The sequence below is a fragment of the Methylomonas sp. MgM2 genome (assembly GCF_054172045.1).
Genome location: NZ_JBSYXO010000041.1, coordinates 16924 through 35947 on the forward strand (window position 1 = coordinate 16924; position 19024 = coordinate 35947).

Genomic DNA, 19024 nt, shown 5'->3' on the forward strand with positions numbered 1-19024 from the left:
ATGAGCCAGAAGTCGGATGGGGTTGTTGTTGAACCATACACTTTATTGCGGGCCTCATTAAGTTTATATAAAAAACCGCCGACCGAATTGGAAAACCAGCAGTTAAGCCAAGTGCAACGTCAGGCTAAAAACGAATATGAAATCGAGACTAGGGTGCTTAATTCTCCGGAAGCCGTAACTGTGATCATCTCGGAACAAGAGATGGAACATGCATTTGCCGAGGTTCGCGGTCGCTTCGATGACGAAGAAGCCTTTTCGGATGCTTTGGTAGCGAATCACTTAACCGAAGACAGCTTGAAAGCCGCACTTTTCAGGCAATGTAAAGTCAATGCCATACTGGAACGTGTTGCGGCGAGGGCGCCTAAGGTCAGCGAAGTGGAGGTGGGGATTTTTTACCACTCGCATCCGGATAAATTTAGAGTACCGGAGCAACGCGTTGCGCGTCACATATTGATCAGCATCAATCCGGATTATCCGGAAAATACCCGCGAGAATGCGCGATCACGGATCGAAGCGATCGCTGAAACGCTAATGCGCAAGCCGCACAAATTCGCCAATCTAGCTTTGAAAAATTCCGAGTGTCCAACCGCTTTCCAAGGCGGCGATTTGGGCACCGTCGTGGCAGGAAAGCTATATCCCGAACTTGACAAAGCGCTGTTCGCACTGAAGGAAAATGAAGTCAGTGCGATAGTTGAAACCGAAATTGGTTTTCATCTAATCCAATGCACTAAGATTATCTCGGCCGAGACCTTGTCGTTAAAAAAAGCGACGCCGAAGATCAAACAGCTGATGCAGGAACGTTATCGGCGAAATTGCCAAAGAACTTGGTTGGCAAGTTTGCCGGCAGTAAACTCATAGGGTGCGTACTTCGTACCATTTTGATACCACCTCTACCCAATGGTGAATATGATGGCGAAAGAATCTAAACATTGCTCTTTTTGCGGCATCGAAGCTTCCGCTTCCGTGCCGATGATCGCAGGAACCGAAGGTTTTATCTGTGAAGCCTGCGTTATGTTGGCTAGCCAGGTGGTGTCGAGCTGGGGCAAAAAAAAGGAACTGACTGAGATGCAGGGTGATTTGCCGAAGCCTGCGGAAATCAAGGCCTTGCTTGATCAATACGTGATTGGTCAGGATTTGGCCAAAGAGATTTTGTCGGTTGCCGTCTACAATCATTACAAGCGCTTGAAGCATGAGAGCGTCAAAACGGGCGGCTTGGGCGACGCCGATACCAATGTGGAAATCGGTAAATCCAATATATTGTTGATCGGGCCGTCGGGAACGGGAAAAACCCTGTTGGCCAGCACCTTGGCGAAGATTGTAGGCGTGCCCTTTACCGTGGCGGATGCGACGACTCTGACCCAAGCCGGGTATGTCGGCGATGATGTCGAGAATATTCTGGTGCGGCTGTTGGACGTGGCCGACGGCAATATCAGCAAGGCTGAATGGGGCATAGTCTATATCGACGAAGTGGACAAAATCGCGCGCAGCCCGGAACAAGCCTTCGGTACCCGTGACGTTTCCGGCGAGGGTGTTCAGCAGGCCTTGTTGAGGCTGGTCGAAGGCTCGCATGTCAAAGTGAATGCAAAAGGACGGCGGAAAGACGGTGGCGACACCACCGTTATCGATACCAGCAATATCTTATTCATCTCGGGCGGTGCATTTCCCGGCCTGGAGAAGCACGTGGAAAAACGCCTGTTACCGCCTAAAACCGCGATCGGCTTTCACGCCGAAATGAACGATCCCAACCAGAAACCGTCGTTGGAAGCATTGTTAAATGCTACTCAGCCGGATGATCTGAAACGCTTCGGCTTGATTCCGGAATTTATCGGCCGTTTCCCGGTGCTGGCGCCATTGGAGCCTCTGGATGTCGATGCATTGATTCAAGTATTGACCGAACCGAAGAATGCCCTCGTGAAACAGTATCAGCAGTTATTCGCCTACGACAACGTCGAGCTGGAAATTACTCACGATGCCTTGGTGGAGATTGCCGAGAAGGCCATCGCCCGCGATACCGGTGCGAGAGGTCTGCGCAGCATCATGGAGCATGTATTGCGTAAGACCATGTTTGATGTACCGTCTAGAGGAACTGTGGAACGCTGCATTGTAAATGCGGACGTCATTAAAGGAGAGGCCGAGATCCGGATTGTGGAGCGGGAATCGGCTTCGGAATCCGGTTTGCAACGTTTATCGGCCGGCGAATGAGGATGAGTCAAAGCGGCAATACCGATATTTATATTGAGTGGAAATAAATTATGAGTACTAAAGAGACGATCTTAAAACAACTTGCGGATAACCCCGTCATTATTTATATGAAGGGTGTGCCTACCGCGCCGGAATGCGGGTTTTCGGCAAAGGCAGTGGAGATCCTGAATGCCGCCAAAGTCCCATTCGCCTACGTTAACGTGTTGCAAGCGCCGTTTATCCGTGACCGTCTACCGTCTATATCGAAGTGGCCCACGTTTCCGCAACTGTTTATCAAAGGCGAACTGATCGGTGGCGCCGATATCGTCGAGTCCATGAATAACGATGGCAGTTTGTTACCGTTACTGCAAGATGCGGTAAAGGCGGATGAGACCGGCGAGACGGCTAACGTGATTACCCATTCTGAAGTAGAGGCTTTAATCGTAAAGGATTTCCCCGGTGCGCAAATAGCGATTGAAGGGCAGGGTTGCGACCTGAGCATAAGAGTGGTCAGCGAGCGATTTGCCGGTCTGACCATGGTTAAACAGCATCAGGGGGTGATGGCGACGCTGAACGAACCTCTAGCCAGCGGCCGCTTGCATGCCGTCACTCTAAAAACCTTTACCCCCGAACAATGGCAGGCGCAGCAATCCGAGACGCAACCCGGCTTGCTACAGATTCAGCTTTAATCTTTCAACAAGGAGTAATAAACATGGCAAAAGTAGGTATTTTTTTCGGAACCGATACCGGCAAATCGCGTAAAGTGGCCAAAACCATCAATAAACGGCTGGGTGAAGCGATAGCCGATAAACCCGTAAATATCAGTAATGCCACTGTCGATGATTTGTTGGCTTACGACGTGCTGATTATAGGCACGCCGACTTATGGCGACGGCGAACTACCCGGATTGACCGCCGGCACATCGGCCGAAAGCTGGGAGGAGTTTATGCCCAATCTGGAAGGAGCGGACTTTTCCGGTAAAACCATCGCTTTGTACGGGTTGGGGGATCAGGAAGGCTATCCGGACAATTTCGTCGATGCGATGGGAATATTATACGATGCGTTTGCCGATTGCGGCGCCAATTTCGTCGGCTTTACCAGCACCGATGGCTACACTTATAACAAGTCTAAGGCAGCGATGGGCGACGAGTTCGTCGGCTTGGTGCTGGATGAAGATAATCAGAGCGAGCTCAGCGAAATGCGCCTGCAAGACTGGTTAAAGCAAATCGAGTCTTGCTGGGCTTGATGACAAATGAGGCCGGTTTACCGGTCGGAAATTTAGCCCACGGCGGGTTCTTGACGGTTGATGTACTGCTGAACAGTACATCATCTAGGGCGAGGCAAAGCAATGTATTCGTTTTTAGGTACGGTAGCCAGGTCTACGCCTATATCAACCGGTGTATGCATATGCAAAAGCCGCTAAATTGCCTCGACGATACCATTTTTGATGCCGGGCGGCGCTGGTTGCGCTGCTCTATGCATGGCTTCGTCTTTGAGCCGGAAACAGGCGTTTGCCGGAGTTCGGTTTGTGAAGGGCAAGCATTGCAGGCAATTCGTGTCGAAGAAAGGGAGGGTATGATTGTGTTTAAACGGAAAGACGTAAAAATATTAGCTTTTTGTCGCCACGATTATGCGCCGCGTGAGAATAAAGCATGATAGAAGAAACCGCGGTCGTTACCAAGATCGATAACGGTCAAATCTGGATAAGAGCGGTGCAAAACAGTGCGTGTGGAAGTTGTATGCAACAGAGTACCTGCGGTACCGCATCACTGGCTAAATGGTTGCCTAAACGCGAATTCGCCGTCGATTGCGATCGGACATTAAAAGTGGGTGATCAGGTTAAAGTGGGCATAGACGATTCGCACCTGTTGCTCGGCTCATTGCTCATGTATATGTTGCCTTTGTTGACTACCTTGATAGGGGTCGGACTGGCGAGTTCTTTTTTGCCTGTTGCCGTTAGCGAGGCCTGGATGCCTGAAATTGCCTTGTCGATCTTATTGTTTACCTTTTGGCTGATCCACCGCTTTCAGGGCATTCTTTTGTTAAATTTCTGCTTTAGGCTGCAAATTATCGGTTTGGCGTGATTTTTCGCTCGTTATTTTTCAGCGAAAATCCGCGTCGAATTCTTGTCTTTAAATCAATTTCATCGAAATTAGACGACTTGTGCCGCCGGCAAGTGACATCGGCTTTGTTTTCCTATATGTTTCGTTTTTCACTCAATTGAATTAACAGAAGGAAGGCGACAGATGATACCCGTGATACTTTCAGGAGGTTCCGGTACCCGGTTATGGCCGTTATCGCGCGGACAATATCCCAAACAGTTTCTGCCGTTAGTGTCGGGCAGGACCATGATTCAGGAAACCGTACTTAGATTGAACGGCGTGCCGGATTTACAACCGCCTATTGCGGTGTGTAACGAAGATCATCGTTTTATGATGGCGGAACAGTTATGGGAAATAGGCGTAAAACCCTCTGCAATCATATTGGAGCCGGTCGGCAAGAATACCGCCCCTGCGGTAGCGATGGCCGCGCTAAGCGCGTCTTCCGAAGACGATGTGCTGCTAATATTGCCCGCCGATCACGTGATTGACGATACGGCGGCCTTTCATGCCGCTATTTCAAAGGCGGAATGCTTGGCTCAGCAGGATTTCTTAGTGACTTTCGGCGTCGTAGCGTCTGCGCCGGAAACCGGTTACGGTTACATCAAAGCAAGCGACACCGCTACAGGTGATGGCTTTAAGGTCGCCGCGTTCGTTGAAAAGCCGGATGCGGACACGGCACAAGCTTATCTGGAAAGTGGTGATTATTTTTGGAATAGCGGCATGTTTGCGTTTAAAGCGGGTTGTTTTTTGCGCGAACTGGAAAAGTTCAACCCGGAAATGCTGTTGTCATGCCGGCAAGCCCTGGCGGCTGCGAATACCGATCTGGATTTTACGCGCCTCGATAAGGCCATTTTTTCTGCCTGTCCATCCGACTCTATCGATTATGCGGTAATGGAAAAAACCGACAAAGCGGCCGTTATTCCGCTGGATGCAGGATGGAACGATGTTGGTTCTTGGTCGGCCTTGTGGGATGTTACCAAAAAGGATGAAGTCGGTAATGCCATTAAAGGGGATGTTCTGGTCATCGATACGGTCAATTCGTATATTCATTCCAGCAGTAAACTGGTAGCGGTGGTCGGCGTCGCCGATTTGGTCATTGTGGATACCGACGATGCGGTGATGGTTGCGTCTAAGGATCGAGTACAGGATGTTAAAGCCGTTGTCGATCAGTTGAAAGCACTCAAACGCGATGAAGCCAATGTACACCGCAAGGTCTATCGGCCATGGGGACATTACGACTTAGTCGATGCCGGCGAGCGCCATCATACCAAGCGGATTGTCGTTAAACCGGGCGCGAAACTCTCATTGCAGAAACATCATCATAGGGCGGAGCACTGGGTTGTGGTGAAAGGTACTGCATGTGTGCATAGGGACGGAGAAGATGTCATGATTACCGAGAACGAATCGATCTATATTCCGGTCGGCGCCGTACATAGTCTGGAAAATCCGGGCGTGATTCCATTGGAGATGGTCGAAGTTCAATCCGGCAGTTATTTGGGCGAGGACGATATCGTGCGTTTTCAGGATAATTACGGGCGGGTTTGATTCCATAAGATTGTTCGAACGAAACAGGCTTTTCGCATTACGGCTGTCATCAGTTTGTCATATTACGTCATTAAACTCCAAGGCAATGCACAAATAAAAAGAGAGCATTAATGTCGGTACAATCCGGAAATAATTTTACCCCTCATACCAAACAAGCGTTTGATGCCGAACTCTGCCAGTTGCATTCTAATGTTATCGAGATGGCGAGCCTGGTGATGTATCAATTGGAGCAAGCCTTGCTGGCCTTGGACGAAGCAGATATGGCGCTGGCGTTACGAGTAGTGGAACGCGATAAAAAGGTTAACCATTACGAAGCTCGAATTGATACCGCCGTGATTCAAGCATTGGCGCGCAATTCTCCGGTTGCGAACGATTTGCGTTCGTTGATTTCCATTTCTAAAATTGCCTATGAACTGGAAAAAATCGGAGACGAAGTGGCCGGTTTCGCTAAACTGGTCGGCGTTTTGTTCGATCCGAAAACCAGCGATCCCAATCCGCAATTATTGGAAGATATTGTAAGAGTCGGGGGGCTCGTCAAAGAGATGTTAACCAAATTGCTGTTGGCTTTTGAAAAGGCCGACGCGGCTCAAGCCTATATGTTGTTGCGGTGCGACCAGGAGTGCGACTCCGAACTGCAAGAAGGTATCAGGCACCAATTGAGTTTAGTGTTGAAAGATATCCGTTTAATTAGACGAGCCATGGATATCATGCAAATGTTAAAAACCTTGGAATCTTGCGGCGGGCACAGCCGAAACATAGCTGAATACATCATTTTTATGTTGGAAGGTGTTGATGTGCGTCACCACAGTACGCCGTTAAATGCCGACATGGTATGACCCGCTTACATTTTAAATTGTAGCAATCACCTATCTTCATCCCTAAGAAGCGAATAAAGTCGGTTATCATGGTGCCAGCCATTTGTACCTGATTTTCCGGAGTCCATATTGTCGCTACATACAGTCAATGAATTGTTGAAAAAGCATCGGCTAGTCGAAAGCATGGTGCAACATCAGCAATTTCCCCGCCGTAACCTCGTTGTCGCTTTGGTGCAAAAGCAGCATTTGGCAGAGTTGCATGCGCTTTTGCTGCGATTGACTGCCACTGAAATTGGAGAAATATTATCGGCGTTAAGTCCGGAGGATGCGCGCTTGGTTTGGGGGCAGATAGACGAATTTCGTCAGGATGAGGTTTTGTGGGAGATTTCCGACTCGTTAAGGGAACAACTGGTAGGCGAGCGCGAGCCGCATTGCGGCGAGGGACAAATGAGCGCTTTTGAATTAGTGGACGGGCGTTTGTCCAAAGTTGCTATCACCTGTAGGCACGATCTGTTTGCGACTAAGCCGATTTGGGTCGATTTGTTGGCACCGAGCAAGGCGCAGCGCCTGCAGATTGGACAACATTACGGTTTGGATTTGCCGGACCCGGAGGAATTGACGGACCTTGAGGCAAGTGCGCGCTTTTATGTCGAACAGGACGAAATACACATCCATTCGGATTTTTTATTGGATAAGGAAGGACAATCGCGCAGCGTACCGGTCGCTTTTGTGTTGCGCGGCGATATTTTGTTTTCGGTGCGTAATGAAGAATTGCCTGTGTTCCGCTTGCAGCGATTGAGAGCTAGAACTCAAGCAGGTTTGGTCACCGACAGTAAGGATATGCTGTTGGATCTGTTCGGCGCTGAGGCCGAATATTCCGCCGACGCTCTAGAAGATGTTTATATGGAGCTTGAAGCCGTCAGCAAAAAAGTACTGAGTCAAAATGTCAGTGACGAAGATGCCGAGCGGATTTTGGCGGAAATTGCGGAAGAAGAAGACCTCAACGGCCGCATCCGCCGGAATGTACTAGATACCCAGCGAGCCGTATCTTTTTTGATTCGGCGTAAATTGCTCTCACCCATTCAGTTGGAAGATGCTCAACAGATTTTGCGCGACATCGAGTCCTTGAATAGTCATACGGCATTTTTGTTCGACAAGATCAACTTTTTGATGGATGCCACTGTCGGTTTTATTAATATCAACCAGAACAAAGTTATCAAGATTTTCTCAGTAGCATCGGTTGCCATGCTGCCGCCGACCTTGATCGCCAGCATATATGGTATGAACTTCGAGCATATTCCCGAGCTACAATGGATGCTGGGTTATCCGTTCGCTTTGTCGCTGATGGCGTTTTCCGTCTTGTTGCCTTATCTGTATTTTAAGCGAAAAGGTTGGTTGCGATGAATGTGCCGGATTGCGTTTACATGGGCTAACAAGCGGCCCTATGCCAATATGAGCGCCTCACTTCGGTCCAGGTTTTCGCCAAATTGGGTTAGGGGTACGCAATCATGATCGGTTCAACATGGCATTCGGTGGCGGTATTTCACCTAGACAAAAACTGGCGCAATCCGCTTGAGTTCGACTAAAAATAGGGGGATTACCTAACGATCAGTTGCCTATTCTTAACTTTTTTGCTGTATGGTCAATTTTCCTGACACTTCATCAGGGATGGGATGATGAGATTTGGGATACCAAGCCAAAATCCGTTTTACGTATTCTTGAGTTTCTTGATAAGGCGGAACCCCATGATAGCGCTCTACCGTACCTTCGCCGGCATTGTACGCCGCTAACACCCAATCAAGTTTTCCGTCGAAATGCCGCAGCAACCAATGTAAATATGCGGTACCGCCTTTGATGTTTTGAATCGGATCCCATACATTGCTGACGCCAAAGCGTTCCGCCGTCTCCGGAATAAGCTGCATCAATCCTTGTGCGTTTTTGTTAGATAAGGCTTTAATATTAAAGGCGGATTCAGCCTTAATTACCGCCATTACCAACTCAGGATCAATGCCATAAAAAGGGGCGATTTGATCCACCCAATTTTTCACAAGTTCCCTATCCGGATTTGCATTCGTTATTAAGCTCACTACAGGCTTATGAGGCTTGCAGGATTCATCTTCAACGTCTGCGACATCGGCATATCGATTGACCATCATTTGAGCATGTCTATCGCCTCCGGCGGCGGCGCGCTTAAACCAGCGTATTGCCACTCTCAAGTCGCGCTTCATGCCTCGGCCGTTGAAATACATAAAGCCGATATTGTAAGTTGATTCCACGTCGCCCTTTAAAACGGCTTGACAATACAACTCGAATGCTCTTTGATAATTTTGTTTAATACCTGCGCGCCCATGCTCGTAGTTAATGGCTAATTGCCGCAGGTTTTCGGGCGAGTCAATACTAACGCCTTCTGTCGCCCAGACAGCTTGAACAAAAAAACATAAAACCAAGTTTACCAATATGCGATTTCTTAGAATCATAATGACTTCGTATGCTCTTTAGTCGAGAAAAGAATAGCCTCGCTTATCCAAAACCAGCCGATTAGCGGAGGAAGATTGAAACCTAATTAAAATTCTAAAAACATTACCCGAAAGGTCAGGCCGATATCGATACATGATCAATCGAGTGTCAAAAAACCAAATTGACGATATGCAGCGTTTTATCGAGCGGCCGGTTACACCCTAGCCTCATATACAAATTTAATCAAATTTTAAGGTATCTGGCTAATTCATTTTCCCGAATACCTACTACAATGGCCACCAGTATTTTTGTTTTTACGTTCCTCTTAGTTATAAACTCACGATAAAGGAGATTTACTTTGAACCAGCAAAAAGAGTCTTTTGATAGTAACTTCGAGGTGTTTTTGGCTGATACTCTCGAAAGCAAGCAAATCCATTTCAAACTCAGATATCACGTGTACTGTGATGAAATGGGCTTTGAAAACAAAGACCTATTCCCGGACGGCATGGAATTCGACGAATGGGATGATGATGCGGTTCATTTTATAGTCAGGCATCGTGCATCGGGTCAATGGGTTGGGGGCCTGCGTCTGGTTCCGAGCAATAACGGTCTATTCCCTTTTGAAAAGTCCGTTCAACCCTATCACGAAATCAAAACAACAGAACGTAAGGTTTCAGTGGAAATGTCTAGATTATGCGTCATAAAAGAAGCCAGACGTTTCCCTTCCAGACTTCTGGCGCCTTACGGCTTGCCCGATCATGAAGTAAACATAAAAAGCGACAAAATCAAATCTATTTACAGCTACAAGAATCAAACTCGTAGTATTATCTGGGGCATATTTCGCGCTGCTACCGTATATTGTGCCGAAAACAGCCTCGATTACTGGTATTTTATCGCAGCCCCCGCTTTAGCGGGATTTATTCGTAGGGAAGGCTTCGAATTGACACAGATTGGTACTCCTTGCGAACATAGAGGACGACGAATTCCATATCAAATCGGCATAAGCGATATTCTACCCAACCCTCTATGGCTCAACGATTACAAGCAACACTATTCCTTTTATTCCGCACTACGGAAAACATCGTCAAGCGATCAACAAATACGGTTGTTTAAACGCGCATAGAAAAGAGTCAAGACGCTTAAATGCTCGAAGAAAGAGGTAAAGAGGTGGCTCCAAGCCTTTAAACAGTCATTCCGGAAGAACCAAGCGAAATCCCTGCCGTAGGTAGTGCCGTATTTTTTGACTGATTGCAGCAAGCCAGTATAAGCTGCTCGCGGGCATGGCCGGGTTATTTATTGCTCGTCGTTTTCCAAACCCTTATCTTCCGGTTTACCGATAGCTTGGCTGGTGACGGGAGCGCTTTCCGGGCAAGCCGCGCCGTCAATTTAAGATCTTTAACCAACTTCAGCCGGGATACTTTGGCCGGCGATTCTATCGCAGCCTCTCAAGCTGTTCTTTACGTTCTCAACGCCACAAATTCGCCACTGAGCATTCCTACGACTTGTCCCGCGTACTCCAGCTCCGATAGAACAGTCACTCTGGCCTTTCCTTTTCGTTCCAACATCCGCGTAAACTTTAGCCAATCATCTTCCTGTTCCAGCGATGCCCTTGCCGTAAATTCGCCGAATATAGGCTTGCCGTACTCCATGGTATTACGCTGGATTACCAAGCGGGCTTCAATTCCCTTTCTCCGCAATCGCGTATGCAGCAAGGACCACGCCGCGAGAATCGCTAGTGCGGACGCGCTCCCGCCAAATACGGTTTCCCGATGATTAATATTCGGCGCCAGCGGGGCCTGCAAGACGACAGCTTCCACATCCGCCGACACGACGGCTACACCCATCGCTTTCGACAGAGGAATGTGCTTGTGAAGGTATTGTTCAAGTTCAGTTAGCGACAATTTTTCTCCTTTCATGTTATCAAACACCAGGCGTCAGCCTGTCGGCCCTACGCCCCTGACAAGCATTCGTCAAGGCGCTTGAGTGTCTTCGGTCTGCGCCTTCAACGCCCGGTTCATGTCTTCAAAACCGCGTTTTGTGCCTCGATCCAGGCTTCGGCGCATCATTCCGACCAAAATCCCGCCAAATCGTTCGTTTTGCATAAAGCGGACTTTGCTCTCGCCGAGCGGCTCGATGACAAAACATCAAACAGGCCGGGAAACCAAAAACGGCCTAGCCAACGAATCTCCCGCCTAGGTTGAACTGTAAGGACGACAGGCGAGAACCGCATGGCCTTGCCACCACCGGGCTGTACGACAATCTGAAGCCGCTCCCGGCCGAAGCGTGCCGGCCGCAGACCTAATCAAGGGGTTCCATTGGGGATATGACGCCAAATCCGACAACACCGCCCACACCCTGCCAGCGGAGGCTTCTATTTCAGTGCGGGTAATGTGTAAACATATGTCATTCGCTGTTCAAAGTCTAAAACACGCCGCTGCGGCTGGTCTAGCGAATAATAAAAACCCATTAGGTGCTAGTCTATTCGAGAATCTCTTCAAGCTACCAAAGATCGCGCCGGCAGAATTCTACTGGAATCTTACCGCTAGCGGCATTCCAGCGAGGAGTCGCGCATGGAAGACCGGAAAACGGCGAAAAAAACGGCCAAATGCGAAGTCAGTGCCTTTCGCAAGCCATAGCAGGGCATGAATAAGCGCAGTTGCGGAAACTTCACGGCATCATTGCAAATTATCCACATCAAACAATTCGTTTATTTAAACAAAAAACGGTATTGGATAGGAAGGATAATCCGACAAGTAGAAAAAGGCGGTGTGCTTAAGCGAATCCTTACACAATAAATAGACCCAACAACAGCAATAGCGCTACCAGCGCAAAATAATGGCGAATATCGGATTTGATTTCGGTCCGTGCCGCATAATCGGGCATTTTGACGGCGACGCTCAAGGATTCAGCATTTTGTAGGCGCCGGTAAGTCAATCCGGTTTCCGCCGCCAACTGTTGCAGATAACTTTCCCGCAAAGCCGTTTGGTGTTCGTTGCCGGTGGCGGCGTATTTGCCGAACGGCGCGTTGCGGGCGTTGTATCCCTCGATCTGTTCGGGATTCAAATCCGATATGCCGAAGCTGGAACGGTGCGGCACGTCGTCCGGTCCAAAGACGCCGATGCGCCGGCCTTTGTGATCGAATTTCGGAATCGGCACGTCCTGCAAGCCGCCGGCGCCAACGATCAGGCCCTTCAATTTGCCTTTGATCTCGGAAAAATCGGTGCGATAGCGCGGGTTGATAGGCGGAGCTTCCTGGCCGTCGCTGATGAAAACCAGCGCGCTGTCCCGGTCTTTCAAGAGTTGCATCGCATTCAACAAACCGCCCGCGATGCGGCTGTCCGCCGCCCAGGCCATGCGCCAATCCAGAGCGGCGATGCTCTGATCCAGCTCGGCATAGCCAGAGCAGACTTCTATCGGCTGGTAGAGTAGCGCCGAGCGGCGCTCGGTGAACACGCCGAGCCCGACCTTGGAGCCGCAAGGCAGGCGGCCTATCGATTCGCGCAGGCTGTGTTTGACGAACGCCAGCCGGCTGACCGCTTGCTCGCCGATGCGGTAATCCTCGGCGTTCATGCTGCGGGTGATGTCGACGATGAAGGTCAGATGGTAAGTCTCGCCGCTTTGCAGCCGGATCGGAAAGGCGAACAGCGCGGCCATGGCCAAAAGGGCCAGGCTCAGGCTGTAGAGGCGGTAGTCTTTTAATAACGAGCGAATATTCATAATAATGTAGGGTACGCATCGCTTACCTTGTTAGGCGAGCAATCAGGTAATACCGGGTGAAGGTACGCGCTGCGTACCCTACGGTAATCCACGCGGAAACCCCGGCACCGTGGTCCACAGCTGAGAGGGTTTGGCGGCATCGTCGTCGGGCTCGCCCGGACTGATGCGGTCGAACTCCGGTAACAGCTTCATCGCCAATTCCAGGTTGTACTTGGCATCCCAGAAGCCGCTATCCAATTTAAGCGCCTGCCGGTAGGCCTGCTTGGCCAGCGTCAACAGCGGCATGGCTTGGTTGATGCGGCCGGCATCGACCTCGGCCATGGCTAGCGTCAAATACAGATTGCCCAGGTTGTAACGGCTTTGCACTTGTAAGGCGTTGCCGCCTTGCTCGACGATCAGGCCTAAGGTTTCCAAGGCTTCGTCGTAGCGCTGTTTTTGCTTCAAATAAATCGCCCGCGCCAGCCGCAGTTCCGGCGCGGCCGTCATGACCTTGTCGACGGCAACGTCTTGCCCTGCCCGCAATTCGGCCAGCCATTGGTTTTGTCGGTGTATCCGGTAGACGGCTGTTAGCTGCAGCGCCGCCAGCAGCAGACTGCCCAGGAAGATCGCCCAAATCGTTTGATGTCTCAATGCTCTCATGTGGTTTTCGCCTCGCAGAATTTCACGGCCAGCAGCAGCGCTATCAGCAGCGCGGCCCAGGCATAACAGGGGCCGGACAAGTCCTGTTTCGGAATCGATGCCTGGTAATGCAGCGGCAATTGTTCCAAGCGGTTGATGTCGGCGACGGCTTTTTGCATCGCGTTTGGGTTTTCGGCTTCGTAAGCCTGATACGGGATGTCCAGGCTGGAGAAAAACCGGTGCAGATAAAGCTCCGGCATAGCCTGGGCATTGTTGTCGCGCGGATCGTCCGGTTCGGCGAAAATGCCGGGACTGTTCTCGGTACGTAAGAACAGCCAATACAGCCTGATCTGCTGCTGTTTGAACACCACCCTTAAGGCTTGCTCGCTGTCCGGGTCGATCACCGCCGCGCCGTCCGATACCAATAACAGAATCCGGGAACCCTGCACCGGTTGGTCTTCGAAAAACGACAAAGCCATGCTCAAGCCCTTGCTGATGTTGGTGTAAGCCAAGGCCGGCGTCGCGCTGGCGTCAATCGCGGCGTGAACGGCGTCGCGGTTTTCCGTCAACGGCATCACGAACAGCGGCGACGTGCTGTAGGCGGCGACGCCGATCAAATCGTGCGGGCGTTGGTCGACGAATTCGCTCAGCAAGCGTCTGGCCGCGTCGGCCTTCGACTCTTCGGCAACTGCTCCCTGCGTTGCCCTAGCTCCGGCATCCCTGCCGTCGTCACTGCCACTCGGCGCTCTGCCGGCGAAGGTGTTGTCCATGCTGCTGCTTCTATCCAGCAACAGCACGATATGGGCGCCGCGGCCTATGCGTTCGACTTTTTGTTCTTTCATGTAAACGCCGGACAAACCCAGCACCAGCGCGGCGATCGCGGCCATATATAACATCCGGATGATCAGCGCGACGGCCTGCGACAACGGATCGGCCGGCAGTATTTCCAGCCAAGGGTAGGCAGTCGCTTGCATGCCGCTACGCAGCAACGGAAGCGCCATCAGCAACAAGCCGGCCAAGGCCCAGGGCGTTTCGAAAGCCAAGCTGTTCATCGTCTACCGCACTCGATTTCCCGGCACAAACGGCACAGTGCTTTCAGTTTGCTCCAGTCTGCGCCGCTGATGTCCTGTCCGCCAAACAATATCCGGTTGGACGCGTCGAAAAACCAGGCGATGGATTCGGCGGCATTGCGGTATTCCGGATGATTTTGGTAGAACGCGGCCAGTTTATGTTCGAACAGCGGTTGGCCGTTGATCTGGTTGAAGGCATGGTGCATCACGGCCAAACCCTGTGCTGCTTCGTTTTGCGATAAGCGGCCAATCTGGCTCAATGCCAGTTTGAAGATGCGCCGTTTCGGCCAGCTTGGAAAAAGTCCGTACCAATAAGCCAAATAGGCGCCGGCCAGCAACGCCATGCCCAGCGCGGCATAAAATCCCAGCCACTGGCTTTGGCTGGACAGTGAAGCCGGCAAGGCGTCGGGACGCATATATTGCCGACCGGATTCATCCTTTCTGACCGCCAGTTCCTTGATCGGCGATAGCGTGAAAGGCCAAGCCGGCACGGCTTGTTCGACGGGCTTGCCCGCCTGGGTGAATTGCAGGCTAAAGCCCGGAATGCTCAACATCTTGACTTCGTTGGGCGCGTAGAACACCTGGTAAGTCAGATCGATGACGATTCGTCCTTGATCTTGGTCGATGTCGGCATCGGTCAGATTCAACCAGCGGTTCAATTCGCCCTTGCCGGGCACGCTGTTCGGGTTCAGGACCAAGTCTTTACGGGTTTGCAGCACGACGCGGTGGTGGATTTCATCGCCTATCAGGTAGCCGAACGGCCTCGGGGTTTGCAGTTCGAAATGGCTGATCGGCGGCGGCAACAACGATGAACAGCCGGCGGTCAACGAGCACAGCAATAACAGCGACAAACGACTAGTCACGCCGAAAACACATGTTTTCCTGTAAAAGTCAGTCCATTGGTGGGAGCGACGCCTTCGTCGCGACAAAGTGTCGCTCCCACTCGCCATGGCTTTCACGGGTCCGGGCGATACCGGAGGTTTCAAGATCGTTAGCTTCATAAGGCGTGCTGCTGAAAATAGCGGGTCATCAAGTCGGCGCGATAGGCGCCGCTGAAAAACAAGGGTTCCATGCCGTAGCCGCGAAAGGTTTGCCGCAGCAGGCGTTTACGCTGCTCGAAAGCCTGCACGATGCGCCGCTTGAGTTCCGGACGCATCAACAGGGTTTTGCCGCAGCCGTTTTCGGCATCCTTGAAGCGCAGCAAACCCCATTCCGGCAGCCCGGTATATTCGGCTTCGCCCCACACCACCAACGGAACCACGGCATGCGGCGTCAAGGGCTGCAAAATCCGCTTGATGGTTATCAGCGGAAAATGCCAGTCGGACAGCAAAAACAGCAACGAGCGGCGGGCCGGCAACAGCGGCGAGATTTGAGACAGGCTATCGGCGCGGCCTTGGGCTCGGAAAGCTCGCATCCTTTGGGTCATTTCCCGTACGGCTTGCATCGATTGGCCCGCCGGCAACAACCAGCGCCGTTCCAAATTCGGCCCGCAACCGATGAAGCCGAAGCTGTCGCCGGTTTCCAAAGCTGATTGCGCGGCCGACAACACGAAATCGGCCACTGCCGGCATCTTGCCGGCCATCGACGCCGATAAATCGGCGACGGCATACATTGCCAGTTTGCTGTGCTGCTGAAACACCCGCACCCGGTAATCGCCGAAAGGGTCGAGCAGGCTGGCGCGCAGGTCGATACGGCGCGGATCGGGGCTGGCCAGCAGCGGTTCGTGGCGCTTGAACAACTGCCCGCTGCCGACCATCTGCCCAGGATGCGCGCCGGGAAATAAGCTGTAGCCGGGATGCGCCAGCCGGTAATGAAAGGAGGTTATGGATCGCATCGGCTTATTGCCTGACGACCAGATACAACATGATCGCGGCGACGCTCAGATAGCCGGGCGCCAAGAATTTCAGCGGAGCCGACATCAACAGACTGACCAGGCCGGAGTAGCTTTTGTCGTCGCGGTTGTAGATGGATTCGCCCAGCAGCCACAGAAAGGAATTGACGAAAGCCAATGCCAATATCGGCAACAGCCCAACGTCGCTGAATAAAAACGACTTATCCGCCAGCAGCGCCATCTTGTCGCTGGTATGCAACCAGTTGGCAATCAATATGCCTATCATCAGGCCGCCCTCGTCGAAGGCCACCAGGAAAAAGGTGTAACTGAGCCTGCGCAATTGATCGGCAAGCCATTTGGCTTGCGGCACGTGCAATGAGACATAGATCACCGGCAAACTGAGGCTGAACAGCAACAGGCCGATCACCGCCAGCAAGATCCAGAAGTTATAACCGACCGCATCGTTGACGGCGTTGGTGTAATAGGCGGCGTAGGCCAGTTCGGCCTGCGAGTCGAGCGTCGCGGCGACGAAGGCGCCGATCAGGCCGACCCCGGCCCAGGTGATGTAGGTTTCGGTGTAGTGGCCTGGGCCGGATTTGGGGATAACTTGTTTGGTTAGTTCTTTGATGTTCATTGCTCTTATAATTTGTGTCGCTATTGCGACGGTTATTTATAAGTCGGGTCTCGGCCCGACAGCCGAGATACTTTCTTTTGCTTGCCCAAAAGAAAGTACCCAAAGAAAACGGCACCCCATGCCGCTCTGATCCTGCGCTCCGAAACGTTTGCCAGGGGTTGTTTGAAGGGGCATCCCAGCCCCTGCAAACAACGTGCGGCATCCTTGCCGCACCCCTTCGGGCTAATCCTGCCAAACGTCTCGGTGCTCGGCGCGGCATAAGGGGATGAAAACCCTTCCACTCCTACCGCTCGTTTCCCAACTTGTAACCAAGCTCCAGCTTGTTTACTGGATACTTGAAAGCTCTAGCTTTCTGAACATAGAAAGCAACAGCTTCCAAGATTGCATCCCCAAACTGGAGTTTGGGAACGAGAAAAAAAACGAGAAAAACCATCTGATCACCGGATGGGGTTAATCCCCTCATTCCGCGCCGAGCACCGAGGTGTTTGAACGGATCAGCCCGACCCCGTTCAAACACCTCGGAGCGCAGGATCAAAGAAAAAGTAGGGTACGCACCGCGTACCTTTCCGTTTAAAACAAAATACGTAGTTCGTGCTCTGCAACTAAAAATCTTTGCGATTCGGGCAAGTTAATCCCCTGATGCCGCGCCGAGCACCGGGGCTTTTGTCAGGAACTGCCCGAAGGGGTGCGGCATGGATGCCGCACGTTTTTCGCAGGGGCTGGGAAGCCCCTGCGAAAAACCCCTGACAAAAGTCACGGCGCGCAGGATCAACGCGGCATGGGGCCGCCTTTCTTTTGGATACTTTTCTTTGGCGGGGCAAAGAAAAGTATCGCGGCTGCCGGTCCGACAAATCGGCAGGATTGCCGATTTGCATGCGAAGCACCCAACGGGCGAAACACAAGGATGTGTTTCGTGAAACCGACTTCAAAAACAACCCGTCGCGCAGCGACACCAAATCACGGCGCCGCTATCCCCTCCAAAATCCCCTTCACCAATTCCGGCATCAACTCCTCCTTCCTATAGCCGTAAACCGGATGCAAAAATATCCTGTGCGCCATCGTCACGTTGAATACCGCCTGCATGTCCTCCGGCAGCAGCATGTCGCGGCCTTCCAGCCAGGCTCTGACTTTGGCGGCGCGCAGCAAAAAACTCATGCCCCGCGGGCTGGGACCGGCCTGTAATAACTGTTCCATGTCGACGTCGCTCAAGCGAATGCCGTAAGCACCCGGACGGCTGGCGGCCTTCCATAAATCCAGCACATATTGGTGCAGAGTCGGCGTGGTCTTGATGCAGCGTTGCAGCAGCGCCGCGAACTCGTTCAGTTGGTAGTAGGGCACGATGTCCTTGTCTATGCCGGCCACCAGCGTGTCGACGTCGTGAAATTTGGGGTCGAACATCAAGGCGTCCAGCACCGTATCGTCCGTTGGCGCGTCCATGCCGATTTCCATCATGAAACGGTCGCGGGCCGCGGCCGGCAATTCGAAGGTTTCCTCGCGCTCGACCCGGTTACGGTCGGCGAACACCTGCACGTGCGGCATCTGGTATTCGCAGTTGAAGGCGCTGACGCTGCGTTCGGCCATGACTCTGAGCAACAACGAATGCACCTGCGGCCGGGCCCGGTTGATTTCGTTGAAGAAAAAAATCGACAGCTTTTCGCCTTGCCTCAATAAAGGCCCCGGATCGACGCACGGGCGGCCTTCGCTGTTCAGATAGGTGTAATAGATCAAATCGGACGGCATTAAATCGATGGTGCCTTCGATGCGCTGGTAATATCCGCCCAGGCCTTGCGCCACGGCCCGCAGCAAGGTGGTCTTGCCGACGCCGACCTGGCCTTCCAGCAATACATGACCGCGGGCGAACACCGCCAACAACAGATGGCGGACGACCGCTTGCTGGCCGATCACGGTTCGATTGACTTGCCGTTCGAAATGCAGCGCCTTGTCGCGCCAGTCGCTGAGTTGATGCTCTGAATTCATAGTCGTAAAAAAACTCCGACGCATTGCTTTGCCGGAGTGAAATGGTTCTTATCTCAAGGGGTGGCGTTTGCCGCAGG

22 protein-coding genes are annotated in these 19024 nt (G+C 51.9%); 11 read left to right on the forward strand and 11 right to left on the reverse strand.

Annotation, left to right across the window (positions count from 1 at the left end):
- The 9 genes from nifM to corA all read left to right on the forward strand — a co-directional run bounded on the left by nifM (position 1) and on the right by corA (position 8047).
- Positions 1-858: a nitrogen fixation protein NifM gene (nifM, locus tag ACW73I_RS20185; RefSeq protein WP_458031300.1), complete on the forward strand. Its 858-nt coding sequence runs from the start codon at positions 1-3 to the stop codon at positions 856-858.
- A gap of 51 nt (positions 859-909) precedes the next feature.
- Entirely contained in the window at positions 910-2202 is a 1293-nt protein-coding gene (clpX, locus tag ACW73I_RS20190) for an ATP-dependent Clp protease ATP-binding subunit ClpX (RefSeq protein WP_458031320.1), read from the forward strand.
- A gap of 50 nt (positions 2203-2252) precedes the next feature.
- Positions 2253-2870, forward strand: coding sequence for a Grx4 family monothiol glutaredoxin (gene grxD / locus ACW73I_RS20195; RefSeq protein WP_458031301.1), 618 nt, complete (start codon positions 2253-2255; stop codon positions 2868-2870).
- Positions 2871-2893: 23 nt separating this feature from the next.
- Complete coding sequence (locus ACW73I_RS20200; RefSeq protein ID WP_458031302.1) at positions 2894-3427, forward strand: flavodoxin; 534 nt, start codon at positions 2894-2896, stop codon at positions 3425-3427.
- The gene (locus tag ACW73I_RS20205; protein WP_458031303.1) at positions 3427-3837 is read left to right on the forward strand and encodes a Rieske (2Fe-2S) protein; all 411 of its coding nucleotides are present in this window, start codon (positions 3427-3429) and stop codon (positions 3835-3837) included. Before ACW73I_RS20200 ends, ACW73I_RS20205 begins: the two co-directional genes overlap by 1 nt.
- Complete coding sequence (locus tag ACW73I_RS20210; RefSeq protein WP_458031304.1) at positions 3834-4265, forward strand: SoxR reducing system RseC family protein; 432 nt, start codon at positions 3834-3836, stop codon at positions 4263-4265. The genes ACW73I_RS20205 and ACW73I_RS20210 overlap by 4 nt, the downstream gene beginning before the upstream one ends.
- Positions 4266-4427: 162 nt before the next feature.
- Complete coding sequence (locus tag ACW73I_RS20215) at positions 4428-5828, forward strand: mannose-1-phosphate guanylyltransferase/mannose-6-phosphate isomerase (RefSeq protein WP_458031305.1); 1401 nt, start codon at positions 4428-4430, stop codon at positions 5826-5828.
- A 110-nt stretch (positions 5829-5938) separates the two neighbouring features.
- Complete coding sequence (gene phoU, locus ACW73I_RS20220; protein ID WP_458031306.1) at positions 5939-6664, forward strand: phosphate signaling complex protein PhoU; 726 nt, start codon at positions 5939-5941, stop codon at positions 6662-6664.
- A gap of 108 nt (positions 6665-6772) precedes the next feature.
- Entirely contained in the window at positions 6773-8047 is a 1275-nt protein-coding gene (corA, locus tag ACW73I_RS20225) for a magnesium/cobalt transporter CorA (protein WP_458031307.1), read from the forward strand.
- Between the two features lie 218 nt (positions 8048-8265).
- Here corA and ACW73I_RS20230 read toward each other — a convergent pair whose 3' ends face one another.
- Positions 8266-9120, reverse strand: a complete 855-nt coding sequence (locus tag ACW73I_RS20230; protein ID WP_458031308.1) for a transglycosylase SLT domain-containing protein — start codon at positions 9118-9120, stop codon at positions 8266-8268.
- A gap of 338 nt (positions 9121-9458) precedes the next feature.
- Here ACW73I_RS20230 and ACW73I_RS20235 point away from each other — a divergent pair, with 338 nt between their 5' ends.
- A complete protein-coding gene (locus tag ACW73I_RS20235; protein WP_458031309.1) occupies positions 9459-10223 on the forward strand; it encodes a PEP-CTERM/exosortase system-associated acyltransferase in 765 nt (254 codons plus the stop codon).
- 334 nt (positions 10224-10557) lie between these two features.
- Here the strand turns inward: ACW73I_RS20235 and ACW73I_RS20240 are convergent, their stop codons facing one another.
- The 9 genes from ACW73I_RS20240 to ACW73I_RS20280 all read right to left on the reverse strand — a co-directional run bounded on the left by ACW73I_RS20240 (position 10558) and on the right by ACW73I_RS20280 (position 16970).
- On the reverse strand, positions 10558-11016 hold the full coding sequence (locus tag ACW73I_RS20240) for a YiiD C-terminal domain-containing protein (RefSeq protein ID WP_458031310.1): 459 nt from the start codon (positions 11014-11016) through the stop codon (positions 10558-10560).
- 54 nt (positions 11017-11070) lie between these two features.
- The gene (locus tag ACW73I_RS20245; protein WP_458031311.1) at positions 11071-11202 is read right to left on the reverse strand and encodes a hypothetical protein; all 132 of its coding nucleotides are present in this window, start codon (positions 11200-11202) and stop codon (positions 11071-11073) included.
- Positions 11203-11292: 90 nt separating this feature from the next.
- Complete coding sequence (locus ACW73I_RS20250; RefSeq protein WP_458031321.1) at positions 11293-11502, reverse strand: SRPBCC family protein; 210 nt, start codon at positions 11500-11502, stop codon at positions 11293-11295.
- Positions 11503-11884: 382 nt separating this feature from the next.
- Positions 11885-12817, reverse strand: a complete 933-nt coding sequence (locus ACW73I_RS20255) for a vWA domain-containing protein (RefSeq protein ID WP_458031312.1) — start codon at positions 12815-12817, stop codon at positions 11885-11887.
- Between the two features lie 78 nt (positions 12818-12895).
- A complete protein-coding gene (locus tag ACW73I_RS20260) occupies positions 12896-13456 on the reverse strand; it encodes an MxaK protein (RefSeq protein ID WP_458031313.1) in 561 nt (186 codons plus the stop codon).
- A complete protein-coding gene (locus tag ACW73I_RS20265) occupies positions 13453-14487 on the reverse strand; it encodes a vWA domain-containing protein (RefSeq protein ID WP_458031314.1) in 1035 nt (344 codons plus the stop codon). The genes ACW73I_RS20260 and ACW73I_RS20265 overlap by 4 nt, the downstream gene beginning before the upstream one ends.
- On the reverse strand, positions 14484-15368 hold the full coding sequence (locus ACW73I_RS20270) for a nonribosomal peptide synthetase MxaA (RefSeq protein ID WP_458031315.1): 885 nt from the start codon (positions 15366-15368) through the stop codon (positions 14484-14486). Before ACW73I_RS20270 ends, ACW73I_RS20265 begins: the two co-directional genes overlap by 4 nt.
- A 134-nt stretch (positions 15369-15502) precedes the next feature.
- Positions 15503-16339, reverse strand: a complete 837-nt coding sequence (locus ACW73I_RS20275; protein ID WP_458031316.1) for a DUF58 domain-containing protein — start codon at positions 16337-16339, stop codon at positions 15503-15505.
- A 4-nt stretch (positions 16340-16343) separates the two neighbouring features.
- Complete coding sequence (locus tag ACW73I_RS20280; protein ID WP_458031317.1) at positions 16344-16970, reverse strand: MxaP protein; 627 nt, start codon at positions 16968-16970, stop codon at positions 16344-16346.
- 692 nt (positions 16971-17662) lie between these two features.
- Between ACW73I_RS20280 and ACW73I_RS20285 the strand changes: the two genes are divergently transcribed.
- Positions 17663-17887: a hypothetical protein gene (locus ACW73I_RS20285; RefSeq protein ID WP_458031318.1), complete on the forward strand. Its 225-nt coding sequence runs from the start codon at positions 17663-17665 to the stop codon at positions 17885-17887.
- A 40-nt stretch (positions 17888-17927) separates the two neighbouring features.
- Here ACW73I_RS20285 and ACW73I_RS20290 read toward each other — a convergent pair whose 3' ends face one another.
- Complete coding sequence (locus ACW73I_RS20290; RefSeq protein WP_458031319.1) at positions 17928-18947, reverse strand: AAA family ATPase; 1020 nt, start codon at positions 18945-18947, stop codon at positions 17928-17930.
- Positions 18948-19024 lie beyond the last annotated feature (77 nt).